At 63.4% G+C, this 16,586-nt stretch carries 13 protein-coding genes; 5 read left to right on the forward strand and 8 right to left on the reverse strand.

Annotated elements, in window-relative coordinates; genetic code table 11:
• Positions 1 to 191, reverse strand: a 191-nt coding sequence (locus EN990_RS35785) for a hypothetical protein (protein WP_206526342.1), incomplete at its 3' end; no start/stop codon positions are given.
• Positions 192 to 545: 354 nt separating this feature from the next.
• Here EN990_RS35785 and EN990_RS13600 point away from each other — a divergent pair.
• Positions 546 to 1,922: an MFS transporter gene (locus EN990_RS13600; RefSeq protein ID WP_027163687.1), complete on the forward strand. Its 1,377-nt coding sequence runs from the start codon at positions 546 to 548 to the stop codon at positions 1,920 to 1,922.
• Between the two features lie 249 nt (positions 1,923 to 2,171).
• Here EN990_RS13600 and purH read toward each other — a convergent pair whose 3' ends face one another.
• From purH to htpX, 4 genes are all read right to left on the reverse strand, one after another.
• Complete coding sequence (gene purH, locus EN990_RS13605; RefSeq protein WP_127368343.1) at positions 2,172 to 3,788, reverse strand: bifunctional phosphoribosylaminoimidazolecarboxamide formyltransferase/IMP cyclohydrolase; 1,617 nt, start codon at positions 3,786 to 3,788, stop codon at positions 2,172 to 2,174.
• 85 nt (positions 3,789 to 3,873) lie between these two features.
• Entirely contained in the window at positions 3,874 to 5,598 is a 1,725-nt protein-coding gene (locus tag EN990_RS13610; protein WP_013529012.1) for a heparinase II/III family protein, read from the reverse strand.
• Between the two features lie 147 nt (positions 5,599 to 5,745).
• Positions 5,746 to 7,140 (reverse strand): RsmB/NOP family class I SAM-dependent RNA methyltransferase, encoded by a 1,395-nt coding sequence (locus tag EN990_RS13615; protein ID WP_245465115.1) that lies wholly within the window; start codon positions 7,138 to 7,140, stop codon positions 5,746 to 5,748.
• A complete protein-coding gene (htpX, locus tag EN990_RS13620) occupies positions 7,131 to 8,150 on the reverse strand; it encodes a zinc metalloprotease HtpX (RefSeq protein WP_024504208.1) in 1,020 nt (339 codons plus the stop codon). Before htpX ends, EN990_RS13615 begins: the two co-directional genes overlap by 10 nt.
• A 105-nt stretch (positions 8,151 to 8,255) precedes the next feature.
• Here htpX and EN990_RS13625 point away from each other — a divergent pair, with 105 nt between their 5' ends.
• The gene (locus EN990_RS13625) at positions 8,256 to 8,477 is read left to right on the forward strand and encodes a DUF1674 domain-containing protein (RefSeq protein ID WP_013529015.1); all 222 of its coding nucleotides are present in this window, start codon (positions 8,256 to 8,258) and stop codon (positions 8,475 to 8,477) included.
• A 7-nt stretch (positions 8,478 to 8,484) separates the two neighbouring features.
• Here EN990_RS13625 and EN990_RS13630 read toward each other — a convergent pair whose 3' ends face one another.
• Positions 8,485 to 9,150, reverse strand: coding sequence for an HAD-IA family hydrolase (locus EN990_RS13630; RefSeq protein ID WP_063169463.1), 666 nt, complete (start codon positions 9,148 to 9,150; stop codon positions 8,485 to 8,487).
• A 165-nt stretch (positions 9,151 to 9,315) separates the two neighbouring features.
• Here EN990_RS13630 and EN990_RS13635 point away from each other — a divergent pair, with 165 nt between their 5' ends.
• From EN990_RS13635 to EN990_RS13645, 3 genes are all read left to right on the forward strand, one after another.
• A complete protein-coding gene (locus EN990_RS13635) occupies positions 9,316 to 10,185 on the forward strand; it encodes a transglutaminase family protein (RefSeq protein WP_013529017.1) in 870 nt (289 codons plus the stop codon).
• 523 nt (positions 10,186 to 10,708) lie between these two features.
• On the forward strand, positions 10,709 to 12,187 hold the full coding sequence (locus EN990_RS13640) for a TadE/TadG family type IV pilus assembly protein (RefSeq protein WP_127368801.1): 1,479 nt from the start codon (positions 10,709 to 10,711) through the stop codon (positions 12,185 to 12,187).
• A gap of 364 nt (positions 12,188 to 12,551) precedes the next feature.
• Positions 12,552 to 13,820 carry a cyclopropane-fatty-acyl-phospholipid synthase family protein gene (locus EN990_RS13645; protein WP_013529019.1) on the forward strand — a complete coding sequence of 423 codons (1,269 nt, stop codon included), beginning with the start codon at positions 12,552 to 12,554 and terminating at the stop codon, positions 13,818 to 13,820.
• A 1-nt stretch (position 13,821) separates the two neighbouring features.
• Here EN990_RS13645 and EN990_RS13650 read toward each other — a convergent pair whose 3' ends face one another.
• Positions 13,822 to 14,565 (reverse strand): MOSC domain-containing protein, encoded by a 744-nt coding sequence (locus tag EN990_RS13650; protein ID WP_127368802.1) that lies wholly within the window; start codon positions 14,563 to 14,565, stop codon positions 13,822 to 13,824.
• On the reverse strand, positions 14,565 to 16,520 hold the full coding sequence (gene acs, locus EN990_RS13655) for an acetate--CoA ligase (protein ID WP_127368803.1): 1,956 nt from the start codon (positions 16,518 to 16,520) through the stop codon (positions 14,565 to 14,567). The genes EN990_RS13650 and acs overlap by 1 nt, the downstream gene beginning before the upstream one ends.
• Between the last annotated feature and the right edge of the window lie 66 nt (positions 16,521 to 16,586).

Genomic DNA, 16,586 nt, shown 5'->3' on the forward strand with positions numbered 1-16,586 from the left:
GTTTGATCGGGCCCGCCAACGCGGTCCGACTTGCCGGTGACGACGATCGTTTCCAGTTGAGTTGCATCGTCCGGCGAAACGTCCTGGGCCCGGCCGGTCCCCACCATTCCAAAAGATGCCGCTATCAAGGCACTGCTCGCAATCAATCGCCTTGCCTGAATGCGCAGCAATGCCTGTCGACCAATCGTCATCTCTTATTCCCTGTCAGACCAATTTCGAGCAGTTCGGCCGGTCACCGTTCCGGCCCTGCGCGAGCGCAATTAGTCAAAGCGGACAAAAAGAGTCAACTTAATAATCAAGAGATCCACGCCGGCGACAATCGTTGCGAAGCAGGGGGTGGAGGACGGCGCCGGACCTACGGTCCGGCTTCCCCCACGAGAAAAATACGGGCTTGGTTCGCGTAGCGGACGAAAGCCGGTTGCATGGCTTTCGAACAGTGAACGCCCGGCAACGTCAAGGGTACGGCACCGAGCTTCGTTCATTGCATGAGCGCATGAAACATGCAGACATGGCGCCCGACACGGAACCGGTGCCGAGGGATCATGATGACGGTAGAGACAGTGCAGCGTGCGTCCGGGCGCGGCATCTGGGGATGGATGCTGTTCGACTGGGCGGCGCAGCCGTTCTTCACGGTCGTGACGACCTTCATCTTCGGACCTTACTTCGTCTCGCGCATGGCGAGCGATCCGGAGACCGGCCAGGCGGCCTGGGGCTACGGCATTGCCGCGGCAGGTCTTGTCATCGCCGTGCTGTCGCCCATCCTCGGCTCGATTGCCGACCAGACCGGCCCGCGCAAGCCCTGGATCGCATTCTTTGCCGCGGTCAAGGTCACCTGCCTTTGCATGCTTTGGTTCGCGGCCCCCGGTTCGAACCTTTTCCTGGTCGTGCTGTTCTTTTCGCTGGCGTCGGTCGCGGCCGAGTTTTCGACCGTGTTCAACGATTCGATGATGCCGCGCCTGGTGCCGAAGAGCGAGATCGGCCGAATCTCCAACATGGCCTGGGGCCTTGGTTATCTCGGCGGCATGATCGCGCTGATCTTCGTCGTCGCTTGCTTGGCCGGTTCGCCGGAGACCGGCAAGACGATCATCGGCACCGACCCGCTCTTTGGGCTCGACCCGAAGCTCGGCGAGGACGCGCGCGCAACCGGGCCTTTGTCAGCCGGCTGGTACTTCCTGTTCATCCTGCCGATGTTCTTTTTCACCCCCGATGCCATCAAGGGCCTGCCGATCGGCCCTGCGGTGCGAGAGGGGTTGGCGGAGCTGAAAGTGACGCTGGGCGAGGTGCGCAAGCGCAGCGGCATCTTCCGCTTCCTGGTCGCCCGCATGATCTATCAGGACGGTGTCAATGCGGTGCTGGCGCTGGGGGGCACTTTCGCAGCAGCGATGTTCCACTGGTCGATCACCGAAATCGGTATTTTCGGCATCATTCTCAACGTCGTCGCCATCTTCGGCTGCCTGGTTGCGGCCCGTCTCGACACGGCGCTTGGCTCAAAAACCATCGTCATGATCTCGCTGGTCCTGCTCAGCATCGCCACGATCGGCATCGTCTCGACCGGACCGGGCTATACTTTGTTCGGCCTCTGGATGATGCCTGGACCGGACAGTGGCGGCCTGTTCGGCACCGCAGCGGAAAAGGCCTACATCTTCTTCGGCCTGTTGATCGGTGTGGCTTTCGGGCCGGTGCAGGCGTCGTCGCGATCCTACATGGCGCGCAGCGTCACGGCGGCAGAATCCGGCCGCTATTTCGGCATTTATGCGCTGGCCGGACGGGCGACCAGTTTCCTGGCGCCGTTCATGGTCGCGTCCGTCACCTTGGCCAGCGGCTCGGCACGGCTCGGCATGGCGGTGATCGTGCTGTTCCTCGGGATCGGCATAGCGATCCTGGTCAAGACGCCCTATCCGGCGGACCGGCCGGCGGAGTGAGTTCTTTCTTCCTTCTCCCCTGTGGGGTGAGCGGCCGGTTCGCGAAGCGAATTCATCGTGCCAGGGGCACGATGAAAGGCTGGCGAACGCCGGGACGCTGCGGAGCAGCGGGGACCCGGCAGGGCGGATCGTCCACCGCCCGGCCCTTCGCGGGCTCAGGGCGTTCGAAGCTCGAAAAGCCAAGCAATTGGCTTTTCGTTTGCTGCGCGAACCGCTTCTCACCCCGCAAGGAGAGAAGGAAGAAGTGCGTCAATGCCTGAAATGCCGGACGCCCGTAAACACCATGGCGATGCCGTGCTCGTCGGCAGCGGCGATGACGTCCTTGTCGTTCATCGAGCCACCCGGCTGGATAACGGCAGTGGCGCCGGCGGCGATCGCCGACAGCAATCCGTCGGCGAAGGGGAAGAAGGCGTCGGAGGCGACGACCGAGCCCTTGGTCAGCGGTTCGGCAAGGCCGGCGGCCTCGGCGGCGTCGAGTGCCTTGCGGGCAGCGATGCGTGAGGAGTCGACCCGGCTCATCTGGCCGGCGCCGATGCCGACGGTGGCGCCGTCCCTGACGTAGACGATGGCGTTGGACTTGACGTGCTTGGCGATGCGGAAGGCGAATTTCAGGTCGACCATTTCGACCGGCGTCGGCGCCCTCTTGGTCACCACTTTCAGTTCGAGGTCGTCGACGACAGCGTTGTCCCGGCCCTGGATGAGCAGACCGCCGGCGACGGATTTGACCGTCGTGCCCGGCGTGCGCGGATCCGGCAGCCCACCGGTGACCAGCAGGCGCAAATTCTTCTTCGCCGCGACGATGGCCGCTGCCTCGTCAGTGGCGCCGGGCGCTATGATGACTTCGGTGAAGGTTTTTACGATCTCTTCCGCCGCCTCGGCGTCGAGGGTGCGGTTGACCGCGACGATGCCGCCGAAGGCCGAAACCGGGTCGCAGGCGAGCGCCTTGGCGTAGGCGGCTTTCAGCGAGGTGCCTTCGGCAACGCCGCACGGGTTGGCGTGCTTGATGATGGCGACGGCGGCGGAACGCGCCGGATCGAACTCGCCGACCAGCTCGAAGGCGGCGTCGGTGTCGTTGATGTTGTTGTAGGACAGCTGCTTGCCCTGCAACTGACGCGCCGTGGCGACGCCCGGCCGCTTGTCGCCATTGATATAGAAGCCGGCGCTCTGATGCGGGTTCTCGCCATAGCGCATCACCTCGACCAGCCTGCCGCCAAAGGCACGCCACGTCGGGTGTTCGATCTCGAGCGCTTCGGCGAACCAGCCGGAGATCGCCGCGTCATAGCTGGCGGTGCGGGCGAAGGCCTTGGCGGCCAGCTTCTTGCGGAAATCCAGCGACAGCGAGCCGATGTTCATCTCCAGCGCGTTCAGCACCGAGGCATAGTCGCCGGGATCGGTGACGATGGCGACATAGGCGTGGTTCTTGGCCGAGGCGCGGATCATGGCCGGGCCGCCAATGTCGATGTTCTCGACGATCGATGCGTAGTCGGCGCCGGAGCGGCGGACCTCCTCGAACGGATAGAGATTGGAGACGACGAGATCGATCGGCTCGATGCCGTATTTGCGCATTGCCGCTGAATGCTCCGGATCGTCGCGCACGCCAAGCAGCGCGCCATGCACGCCGGGATGCAAGGTCTTGACGCGGCCATCCATGATCTCGGGAAAGCCGGTGAGCTCGGAGACGTCGCGCACCGGAAGGCCCGCGTCAGCGATCGCCTTTGCCGTGCCGCCGGTCGAGACCAGCTCGACGCCTGCGGCTGCCAGCGCCTTGGCGAAATCGATGAGGCCAGTTTTGTCGAAAACGGAGAGCAGGGCGCGACGCACGGGAACCAGGTCTGGTGCGGGAATGTTCTTGGCGGCGACGGCCATGGGCTGGCGGCCTTTCACGACTGGTGTGGTGGGTGCCCGGCCCGTAGCACATGCCGCCCGGAAATCAAACCAGCGGTCAGGTGGGTCAGTTGTTTTCCGGGTAGCCGGCGATGCTGGTGCGGGTCAGCTGCCAGTGGACTTCGGCGATTTCCGAGGCCTTGAAGGCAAGCACGATCTGGCGGCTGCGGCGCGGGCCGCCAAGGCCGGCGAAATAGATCGATTCCTCGACCTCCGGCACGACTTCGGCCGATGTGAACACCCAGGTGTCGGCCTGATCGGCAGCCAGCACCAGGCGGTCATGCTCGTCCTGCAAAAGGTTGACATCGGGATGAACGTGGAAGCGGACGGTGACGAAGTCGCGGCCATTGTTGCGGATCGCGGCACTGCCGGGGCGCTGGAAGCGGTCCCGGCCGGCCAGCACATTGCCGTTCGACGACAGCTTCAGTTCGCGCTCATGCAGGAAACCAAAGCGCGCGACATAGCCGTCATGGCGGGCGATGAAACCCTGAACGCCCTTCTGGTCGGTACGCTTGCACTGCACATGCTGCGGGCCGCCGATCAACGGCGAACCGAGCAGGTCGTTGACGCGCAACGAGTGGCTGAAGCGCGCCGACGAGGTGTCGTTGATGGTGGCGGTCGAGTGCGCGGCGGTGGCGCGCGCCAGCGGCCGGAATTCAGCCGCGCCGTAGGTGTCGATGCCGGCATTGACGATGTAGTGCTGGCGCCCGGACGACAGTTCGAAGGCAAGGCAGCTGGCATGTGCGGCATTGGACACGTCGACCGGCGGCGGCGGGCCGGTGTCGGCGATGACCGTGGTGCCGCCCATAGACAGGCGCTCATAGCCGGAATGCGGCGCATGCAGCAGCGGCGCGCCAGCGGTGTCGTCGTGGCGCAGGATGGTGGCGATGCGGTCGTGGATGGTGGCGCCCATGCCGTTGAAGCGGGCGAGGCTGCCATCCTGATGGCGGAAGAAGCGCAGCGCCGGCAGCATGCGGTCGATGGCGCCGATCAGCGCCTGCGGCGGCGTTTCCGCCTGGTTGGCATAGGTCTGGCGCAGTGGCAGAAGGTCGGCGAGGATTTCCAGGACGACCATCGGATTGCGCGAAATGTGCCCGCCATCGGCGAGGATCTGGCGGTCGAGTTCCTCGGCAAGATTGCGGGTCGCGCCACGCAGCGCCGATGCCGGCGCCGGCAGGGACAAGGCAGCGAAGGCGAGCGCGATGCGGGCCCGCAGCCTGTCCTTGCCGTCGGGCATTTCGCGCGCCATCGACCTGAGATAGCGGATCTGCATGGCAACCGACTTCAGGAAGGCGCGGTAGAAAGGGAACTCGGCGCCCTGCAATACGACCGAGGAGTGCTGCAACCAGGCGATGATGCGCTTGGCCGTCGTGCCGGGCTCCCAGGCGATGCCGGAAATATGGCTGCCATGCATGGTGATCCAATCGGAGACCAGGGCGCGGGCATTGGCAGCGGCAAGCTCCGTGCCGGCGGCGCGCATATGGCGCAGCCAGCGAAAGCCGTGCAGCGTCTTCTGCCAGCCGTGATTGGGCACGTTGATCTGGAAAGGCGACTTGCCGCCGGTCTCGACCAGATGCCCCGACAGGGGATAGCGGCCGTAATAGATCTCGAGTGCGATCTGCGGGTCGGCGAGGCGCAGGTCCGGCGGTGCGATCAGCACACGTTCCGGCGTGCGGCCGGAATAGCGCCAGCGATAGACAGGCCCGGCGCGCAGGCGCCGGCGCGTTTTGCGCCAGAACTCCTTCGCGACAAGCGTCCACAGACGCGTCGTGCTGCTGGCAGCCAGTGCCAAAACCCCTCCTGATCGTCCTCTACCCCGGCGCCGAGTCTACATGATTGCACGATTCGTGCGAAGGCGAATTCCACGAGCCCGGGCCGGTTCACCTGCTTCTGCCGCCGGTCCTGCCTAAAAAAGGCAGCAAATCCGGCAGTTCAAGCCCTAGCCGGCTCGCCGCATGCGAGCGGCGAAGAAGCCGTCGAGGCCCGAGCGTTCCGGTGCGCCGAGGTCCAGGTCGGCGGGCGTGGTGCGCAGCGTGCCTTGCGGCGTCAGGAATGGATCGATGCCGGCGATCTCGCCTTGCAGCAGCGGATCATTGGTGATTTCAGGCGTGCCGGCGAGAAAGGCGCGACAGAGATCCTCGCCTTCGAGCGGATCGAGCGAACAGTTGGAAAAGACGATCCTGCCGCCGGGCTTCACCAGCGTCACAGTGCGGGCGAGCAGCCTGCGCTGCAGGTCGGCCAGTTTTTCCACATCGGCCGAAGTCTTGGTCCATGGCACGTCGGGATGCCGCCGCACCGTGCCGGTCGACGAGCAGGGCGCGTCGAGGAGAATGGCGTCGAACAATTCCTTCGGCTCGTATTTGAGCAGGTCGGCCTGGACGATCTCGGCGGACAGGCCGAGGCGCTCGAGATTCTGCGTCAGCCGCACGAGCCGGTTTTTTGACGTGTCGACGGCGGTGACCTTCGCGCCGGCAACGATCAGCTGCGCGGTCTTGCCGCCGGGCGCGGCGCAGAGATCGGCAACCCGCAATCCCGTGACATCGCCGAACAGTCGGGCGGGCAGGCTGGCCGCGGCGTCCTGGACCCACCAGGCGCCCTCGGCAAAGCCAGGCAATTCAGTGACAGGACCGACAAGATTCTCGACCCGCACCGTGCCGGTCGGCAGGACGATGCCGCCGAGTTTTTCGGCCCAGAGTCCGGGATCGGCCTTGACCGAGAAGTCGACCGGCGCCTCAACGCGGTGCGCTTCGAGGATCTGTCTGGCCTTTTCGTTGCCGTAGGTAGTCTTCAGCCTGTCGGAAAACCATTTGGGCGCCTCGTCGGTGGCGGCAAGGGCGGCAGGCAATTCCGTTTCCTTGGCCCGTGCCAGTGTGCGCAGCACGCCATTGACGAGGCCGGAGAACCGCACCGTGCGCGGATCGGACTTGGCATGGGTCACCGCAATGTCGACGGCGGCGCTGTCGGGAATATCGAGGAACAGGATCTGTGCGGCCGCCACATGCAATATGTGCGACAGCGCCGTGGCATTGGGCGGCAGCGGCTTTTCCAGGCGCCGCGCCAAGAGCCCCGATATGGTCATGCGATAGCGCAGCGCGGTGACCAGAATGGCGCGGACAAGGCCGCGATCGCGCAAATCGAGCGCCTTGTATTGCGGGTGGCCGTTCTCGTGATCGGTCAGCCCGTCAAGCGGTGTCCTGGCATCGATGACGGCGGCAAGCAGGCGGGCCGCTGCCTTGCGCGCGGCGAGACCGGCGACGAAGTCGCCGCCGTCCCTGTGTTCCTGATCACCTGAAACCGTGCGTCGAGGTCCTCTGTCCGCCACGCTCACGACCACCGGCCCCTGGGCCCGGTCGGATTGCGACCCCATGGGTTGGATTTGGGCTTGGCGGGCTCCGCCGGCTGCTCGGGCCGTGCTGTCTGATCCCACGGGCCGGATGGCCGCAGTTCGTCCGCCTGGCGTGGCGTTGGGGCCTGGCGCGGTGCAGCCCGGGTTTCGCTGCCGGCCATGTCGCGCGCCATCGCCTGCAAGGCTGCAATGCGGTTCTCAGTGGCGGGGTGGGTGGAGAACAGGCTGTCCATGCGCTCGCCGTGAAGGGGATTGATGATGAAGAGATGCGCGGTCGCGGGATTGCGCTCGGCATCGGGGTTGCGGATGCGTTCGGCGCCGCGGGCGATCTTGTCAAGCGCCGATGCCAGCCAGAGCGGGTGTCCACAGATTTCGGCGCCACGTCGGTCGGCCTCGTATTCGCGGGTGCGGCTGACCGCCATCTGCACGACCATCGCGGCAAAGGGCGCTACGATCATCGCCGCCAGCACGCCGACAAAGCCGAACGGATTGTTGTCGCGATTGCCACTGAAAAAGAAGGCGAAATTGCCGAGCATCGAAATGGCACCGGCAAAGGTGGCGACGATCGTCATGGTCAGCGTGTCGCGGTGCTGCACATGGGCGAGTTCGTGCGCCATGACGGCTGCGACCTCTTCAGGCGTCAGCGCCTGCAACAGGCCGGTGGAGGCAGCGACCGCCGCGTTCTGCGGGTTGCGGCCGGTGGCAAAGGCGTTCGGCTGCGGATTGTCGATCAGGTAGGTCTTCGGCATGGGCAGGCCGGCCTGTTTGGCGAGCGACTGGACGATGGCGTAATATTCGGGCGCGTTCTTCTCGTCGACCTCGACGGCACGGTTCATCGACAGCACCATCTTGTCGGCATTCCAGTAGCTGAACAGATTGGTGCCGGCGGCGATCAGCAGCGCGATCATCATGCCGCCGGTTCCGCCGATCAAAAAGCCGACGCCCATGAACAGCGCGGTCATCGCGGCAAGAAGCATGGCGGTGCGAAGTGTGTTCATCGTCTGCTCCTGTCCAGGTGATAGCGAAAAGGGGTCGATCCGCTTGGTCTCATCGCTATATGATGGGAAACACCAGTTCCCGTTTCAATCCGCTGGAAATATCGCATGAACGACGAAGCCAGTAAAACCGATGCCGAGCTTGCCCATGATGTCGAGCCAAAGGCGCTGACGCCGGAAGCCAGACGTGCGCTCGCGGAAGCCGAAGCAAGGCGTGCAAAGTACCTGGAAAAGGAAGCCTCGGCGCCGAAGGAAATCGGCGGCCGCGGCGGCAAGGAGCCCGGCCGCTACGGCGACTGGGAGGTAAAGGGCCTGACCAGCGATTTCTAGACGCCGCCTAGGCGGCGTTGCGCTGCGGCTCGAGCGCGATCCAGCCACGCTCGTCGACGGTGATGCCCACCATGTCGTAGCCCGCGATCGCGGCGTGTTGCGTTGGCAAGGGGTGCTTGTGCGTGGCGCTGATGACCATGACCGCCGCGCCCGCCGCTTCGGCTGCCGCTATGCCGGCCGGGGCATCCTCGAACACGAGGCAGTCGCGCGCGTCGAAGCCGAGCCGTTCCGCGCCAAGCCGGAAGCAATCGGGCGCCGGCTTGCCGCGGGAGACATCTTCCGCTGCGACGATGACGGCCGGGACGGGGATGCCCGCGGCCTTCATGCGCAACAGCGCCAGCTCACGTGGGGCGGAGGTTACGATCGCCCAGCGTTCGGGCGGCAGCGAATCGAGAAATGCCACGGCGCCGGCGATCTGGATAATGCCTTCGAGATCGGCCGCCTCGGCCTTCAGCAGCAGATCAGCCTCGTGTGCCGGGTCGACGCCCGGCAGCGCCAGGCCGGTGATGGTCTCGATCGCGCGTACGCCATGGATCGTCGGCAGGAAGGCAGCGACGTCGAGGCCCTGGCGGCGTGCCCAATCGCTCCACACCCGTTCCGCCGAGGCGATGGAATTGATGAGCGTGCCGTCCATGTCGAAGAGGAAGGCCGCGAATTTTCTGCTTGAATACATGATTTTCCTTGAGTCCGGGGAGCGCTGGTGGGGTTGCCGAACCTAACGTCTCGACCGCGGCAGGGGAAGACACGGGGTGGGCTTTTCGATCGGCCCAGGGAACCACGGTATCCTCCGGGCGTTTGGGAAGGACTGCTTCTCACAAGATCGAAGGGGGGACCAACGATGCTGATCCGGCTCGGCTATGAAATCGCCATCGAATGCGTAGCCGCCACGCCGGTGATTTCAGTGCTCGAGATCCATCGGGACAGGCAGGCTGATATCAAGCGGCAGACGCGGGTGCTGACCTCGCCCGCGGTGCCGACAAGGCTGTACCACGATCTGCATGGCAATGCCTGCCGGCGCTTCACAGCGCCCGCCGGTGGTTTTCGCATCCTGTACGACGCGGTCGTCGAGGACAGCGGCGAGACGGACGAGGTAAACACGCTGGCCAGGGAAGTGCCGGTGGCGGACCTGCCGGACGAAGTTCTCGGTTATCTCCTGGGCAGCCGCTATTGCGAGACGGATCATCTGAGCAGCCTGGCCTGGCAGCTCTTCGGCGACATTCCGTCCGGTTGGGCGCGCGTGCAGGCTATCGTCGACTATGTCCACAACCGGCTGTCGTTCGGCTATGGCTATGCGCGCTCGACCCGCACGGCGGCTCAGGCGCATGAGGAACGCGTCGGGGTCTGCCGCGACTTCGCTCATCTGGCGATCACGCTTTGCCGCTGCATGAATATTCCGGCACGCTATGTGAACGGCTATCTCGGTGATATCGGCGTGCCAGCCGATCCGGCACCGATGGACTTTTCGGCGTGGCTGGAAGTGTTCCTCGACGGCAAATGGTACACGTTCGATCCTCGCCACAACACGCCAAGAATCGGCCGCATCGTCATCGCCCGCGGCCGCGACGCCACCGACGTGCCGCTGCTGCATAGTTTCGGCGCCCACCGGCTCAGCCTGTTCAAGGTATGGACCTATGAACAGGAAGGCAATCTGTTCAACCCGCCCTACCACGGTATCGACAGGACCGTCGGCGCACAGATGCTGGCCTAACGGTATGTCGATTCAGGTGAGGCCGGTCTGCAAATGACGGCTTTCTGCGCTTCCGGTGCTCACGGACCAAATGTCCGCTCCGCTCCGGTTCTCGAAAGCCATCATTTTCGACCTGGCCTGACCTGAATCTCAACACCCCTTGAGGCGCGGCCAAAAGCGGCCCTGGTTTTCAAACGTGATGGCGCTTTGGTCTTTCGACGGCCGGAGGCGTTGGATCCGATCATTTCGCGCCTTGCAGTCTCGGGACAACTGGCCCGCTTCGGCACACGGACCCTGTCCCGCAACAGGACGTCATCGGGATTCCGTGATTGCTTCGTCTTGAGCATGGTAACCGGCTCGTAAACGCAGCCGCGGCCGCGCTTTTCTGTTTACCAGTCATTCACCTTTGCGGAGCTTGAAGCCGAACAAAAACAATGATTTGGCGGCAAGCGGCCGGCCTTCTGCCAGCCAGCGGCGTCATCCGGCGGGAATCCTGCATTGCCCTGTCCGCGGCGACGAGGCCGAGGCGAATGGAGGCTGTAGGATGCGGAATTACGGGGGTCTTGTTCACGCGGTCGGCGGGTTCGCCAGGGATCGCGGTGGAAATTTCGCAATCCTGTTCGGCCTCAGCGCCTCGGTCTTGGCGCTGGCTGTTGGCTTCTCGGTCAACGTATCGCAGCTCTACAATGCCAGATCGAGCCTCCAAGGCGTCGTCGACGCCGCGGTCACATCGACGGCACGCGACCTAACGACCGGCGCCATCAAGGAAGCCGATGCCAACAAATCGGTGCAAGCCTTTCTCGACGCCAACAGCCAGGCAGGCATTCTGCAGGCCGACCAGATCGTACTCGACAGGCTGATCGTCAACAGGACCGCCAAGACGGTCCAGGCTGACGCCCATGTCGATGTCGGGCTGTATTTCCCGATTTTTGGCACGGGCGACATGAAACGCGTCGCCGCCTCCACGACGGCGCTCTATTCGGACAAGACCGTCGAAGTGGCGATGATGCTCGACATAACGGGGTCGATGGCCAAGCGCGGCAAGGTCGACAAAATCGGCGATCTGAAAACAGCTGCAAAAAACGCCGTCCAGACGATGCTGCAGAAACAGGATCCGCAGAACCCCCGCATCCGCGTCGCGATTGTGCCTTATGCATCTGGCGTCAACGCCGGCAAGCTGGCGGAAAACATCTATGCCGAGAAGCAAGGCAGCTCTGAGCTCCCACCCATCGCTGGCAGTCCGCTTCTCGTCGCCAAGACAGGCAAAAATCTGCTGCCGTCCTTCAGCGACTACATCTCCATGGTCGGCGCGGCGATGCCACGCCCCGACAATTGCGCCACCGAGCGCAAGGACAAGAACGGCAACGCGGATATGAGCGCCGACGGCCCGGATACTGTTCGCACCGACGGGAACGGCAAGAAATACTATGCTCTGGTCAACCGGGACGATCATCTCGGTGACGGGGACATGAACAGGTGCCCTGATGCCAAAGTGATCCCGCTGACCGCCGATTCCGATGCCTTGCTTGAATCGATCGAGGACTTCCGGGCCAATGGGTTTACGGCCGGCGCGATCGCCATTCAGTGGACCTATTATATGCTGTCGCCGCAATGGCGCACTGCGATCAGGAATGCCGGTCTTGGCAAGGGTGCCTCGGATGCCGATCCGAAGAAGATCGCCAAGGTCGCGATCCTGATGACCGATGGCCAGTTCAATACCGCCTTCGCCGGTGCTGGGGACAGCTACAACAGGCAGGGCACCCTTGCGCGCGGCAACGCCGAAACGCTGTGCGACAACATGAAAAACGACGGCATCGAGATTTTCACCATCGGCTTCGATCTGGACGACAAGGATATGTCGACAACCGAGCGGGACCAGGCAAAGGCGGTGCTGAAGGATTGTTCGTCGAAGGATACCTCCGGCGCCAAGAGGCATTTCTTCGACGTGTCCACCGGAGCCGAATTGGACAACGCCTTTCAGGAAATCATTCGCAACACCGAAAAGGTCGCATTGACCCAGTAGTCTAGTCCGCAAACGGAAAAGGCCGCCGCTTCTTTCGAAGCTGGCGGCCTTCCGTGTTTCCGTCCGTGGCGCGGCCCATGGCGATGACCTATCAGGTCAGCCGCCGCGCATTTCGCGCCTTAACGGGAAGACTGCTTCCCGAAAGTGCAATCCGCTGAGGCCACGTTCTGGAAAACGAAATCACTCGACATCGGATCACCTCCTTTCGATTTGTTGAACACATACTCATGATGGGGTGCATTGCAGCAAAAGACAAGGTGCAGGTCTGAAATTAACCAACGGGCGGGCCTGGTGCGGGCCGGCTTGCGATTGCCAGGCCGACCGGGCAAACTTCTGCCCCTGAGCCAGCATTCGGAGGAATCGCATGGAGGCAGCCGAAAAGGCCGCTCGCATCGTTCGAACGGTGATCGAGACATTGAAGCCGGGTTTTGCGGTCAGGCTGTGGACCGGGGAGCGGATCGGCCCCGCCACTGGTCCGGTGCTCACCATCAACGACCAGGACATCGTCTGGCAGATCGTGAAGCGACCGTCCCTGTCGACGCTGATCGAGATGTGGATTTCCAAAACGATCGACATCGAAGACGGGACGATCTTCGATTTTTATGCCCTGCCGTCGCAAGGCAAGCTCAGAACCAAGCTCAAGTCGCTGCCGAAAATGGCGATCCTGCGCGACCTGCCTTCCGTGCTTTTGGCACGCAAGCAGATGAGCGCGCGGACCGATCTGTCCGGGCGCAATCCCTATGTCAGCGGTTCGAGCCAGGAGGCGATCCAGCATCACTATGACATCTCGAACGCCTTCTACCGGCTCTTTCTCGACGAGCGCATGGTCTATAGCTGCGGCTACTTCAAGGATTTCGCCAATGGCATCGACGAGGCCCAGGTCGACAAGCTCGACCACATCTGCCGCAAGCTCCGGCTGAAACCGGGCGAACGACTGCTCGACATCGGTTGCGGCTGGGGCGCCATGCTGATCCATGCGGCGAAGAACTACGGCGTCGTCGGCCACGGTGTGTCGCTGTCGCAGGCGCAGACCGAGCTGGCCCGCGAACGCATTCGCGCCGAGGGGCTGGAGGACCGCATCACCATCGAGATCAAATCCTATGCGGAACTCACCGGCAGCTTCGACAAGATTTCGTCGATCGGCATGTTCGAACATCTCGGGCTCGCCAACCATGCGACTTATTTCAAGACCATTCATCGCCTGCTGAAGCCGGGCGGCATCTATCTGCACCACGCCATCACCCGGCGCAGCAAGGGCGACATCAAGAAGACCTTGCGCAAAGGGCCGGAGTTCAAGGCGCTGCTCAAATATATCTTTCCCGGCGGCGAACTCGACACCATCGGCATGACAACAGGCAATCTCGAGGCGCATGGTTTTCTCGTCTACGATGTCGAGAACCTGCGCGAGCACTATGCCCGCACCTGCAGGCTGTGGGCGGAGCGACTCAACGAAAGGTTCGACGAGGCTATCGCCGAGGTGGGCGAGGCCAGGGCGCGGCTATGGCTGCTTTACCTGACGGGCTGTTCGATTACCTTCGAGCGCGCATCGGCACAGATTTTCCAGACCGTCGTGACCAAGCGCGCGCGCGGTCCAAGCGGCCTGCCGCCGACACGGGCGGATCTGTATCGATAGCTTACAGGAAGCGCATCGCGTCGCCGACTTCGACGCGCGCCGGCCTGTCGACCGTGCAATAGACGCCGAGGTTGTGGGCGTTGTGGCGGACCAGGTTGCGCAGGATTGCCGGATCATGGTCGAAGCCATCCTGGGCGACGATGATGAAACCGCAGCGGCGGCAGGGTTCCGAGATGGTCAGCAGGAGATCGCCGACGGCAAGCTTGCGGCCGATCCATTCCGTTTCGGGAAACGAGCCTTCGATCGCCGCCATGTCGACAACGATGTTGGGGCGGAAGCGGCGCGGGTCGGCGACCCCTTCCGGGTGCAATGCTTTCAGGCGTGCCAGCGAAGCCGTGGTCAACAGATGAATCGACGCCTTGCGGTAGCGCTCCGCGGTCAGCGGGCCGGCATAGTCAGGCCCGGCATTCTCGCGGCGAAACGGACGGAGCGAGGCCTCGAAGCCGAGATAGGCCGACACCGCGCGGTCGCTCTCGATGCTTGGCGCGGCCAGCCAGTCGCCCTCGGGAACGGCAATCTCGAGTTCCAGGGTCGGCGACAGCCGGGTGCGGATGCGCGGCACCTTGTGCCATTTCGCGTCGCGGTCCGGTCGTGCGATCTCGTTGTCGGACACGTCGACAAGGCCGAACAGGCGGTCGCCGTCGATGCTCTCGACGTCGACCGAGATTGTTTTCAGGCGCTCGCCGGCAAGCGAACTCGCCGGATAGCGCCAGAGTTCGCTGACAGTGCCCAGCGCGGCCTGCATCAGCTCTTCTTGTTCTGCCGGTTGGCGACCAGATCATCGACGACGGCCGGGTCGGCCAGCGTCGAGGTGTCACCCAGGGCAGAAAAATCGTCCTCGGCGATCTTGCGCAGGATGCGACGCATGATCTTGCCGGAACGCGTCTTCGGCAGGCCCGGCGCGAACTGGATCTTGTCGGGCGAAGCGATGGCGCCGATCTCCTTGCGGACATGGGCAACAAGCTCCTTGCGCAGCTCTTCGGTGGGTTCGGCACCCTTCATCAAGGTGACGTAGCTGTAGATACCCTGGCCCTTGATGTCGTGGGGATAGCCCACGACCGCGGCCTCGGAAACCTTCTCATGGCTGACCAGCGCCGATTCGACTTCGGCCGTGCCCATGCGGTGGCCGGAAACGTTGATGACGTCGTCGACGCGGCCGGTGATCCAGTAATAGCCGTCGGCGTCGCGGCGGCAGCCGTCACCGGTGAAGTACTTGCCCTTGTAGGTCGAAAAATAGGTCTGCACGAAGCGGTCGTGATCGCCATAGACTGTGCGCATCTGGCCCGGCCAGGAATCGGTGATGCACAGATTGCCGTCGGCCGCACCTTCCAGCACCTTGCCCTCGCCGTCGACCAGCTGCGGCTTGATGCCGAAGAAAGGCCGCGTCGCCGAACCCGCCTTGAGGTCGGTCGCACCTGGCAGCGGCGTGATCAGGATGCCGCCGGTCTCGGTCTGCCACCAGGTGTCGACGATCGGCACCTTGCCGTTGCCGACGACGTTGAAATACCACTCCCAGGCTTCCGGGTTGATCGGCTCGCCGACCGAACCCAGCACGCGCAGCGATTTGCGCGACGTCTTCTTCACGTGCGCATCGCCGGCGCCCATCAGCGCGCGCAACGCCGTCGGCGCGGTGTAGAAGATATTGACCTTGTGCTTGTCGATGACTTCCCAGAAGCGCGACTGCGACGGATAGTTCGGCACGCCTTCGAACATCAGCGTGGTGGCGCCGTTGGCGAGCGGGCCGTAGACGATGTAGCTGTGGCCGGTTACCCAGCCGACATCGGCGGTGCACCAGTAGATGTCGCCGTCATGGTAGTCGAAGACATATTGGTGGGTCATCGAGACGTAGACGAGATAGCCGGCGGTGGTGTGCAGCACGCCCTTCGGCTTGCCGGTCGAACCCGACGTGTAGAGAATGAACAGCGGGTCCTCGGCCTTCATCTTCTCGGGCTTGCATTCGGCTTTCACCGTCGCGATCTCGTCGTGATACCAGACGTCGCGGCCTGAAACCCAGCCGGTCTTGCCGCCGGTGCGTCGCACGACCACCACCTTTTCGACTTTCGTTCCGGCTTTCGCGGCGATCTCGATCGCCCTGTCGGTGTTTTCCTTCAAAGGGATCGGCTTGCCGCCGCGCAGGCCTTCGTCAGCCGTGATAACGAAGGTCGACTTGCAGTCGTCGATGCGGCCGGCCAGCGCATCCGGCGAGAAACCGCCGAAGACGATCGAATGGACGGCGCCGATGCGCGTGCAGGCCAGCATCGCATAGGCGGCTTCCGGGATCATCGGCATGTAGATGGTGACTCGATCGCCTTTCTTGACGCCGTGTTTCTTCATCACATTGGCGAGCCGGCAGACATGCTCGTAGAGCTCGTTATAGGTGACCTTCTTGTCGTCGTAGGGATTGTCGCCTTCCCAAATGATGGCGGTCTGGTTGCCGCGCTTCTTCAGATGCCGGTCGATGCAGTTGTAGGAAACGTTGGTCAGTCCGTCCTCGAACCATTTAATCGAGACCTTGCCGTCGAAGGAGGTGTTCTTGACCTTGCTGAACGGCTTGAACCAGTCGATGCGCTTGCCGTGCTTGCCCCAGAATTTGTCCGGGTTCTTGACGCTGTCGGCATACCATTTCAGGTAGGTGTCATTGTCGATCAGCGCGTTTTTCTTCCACGCCGGCTGGACGCGATGGACATGAAACTCGGACATTCCTGACTTTCCTCCCGAACCAATCGCCGGCTTGAAATGCCGGCGGGATCGCGGCGACACGGCCGC

The organism is Mesorhizobium sp. M7A.F.Ca.US.005.03.1.1 (assembly GCF_003997975.1).
In the GTDB taxonomy this organism is placed as follows: domain Bacteria; phylum Pseudomonadota; class Alphaproteobacteria; order Rhizobiales; family Rhizobiaceae; genus Mesorhizobium; species Mesorhizobium ciceri.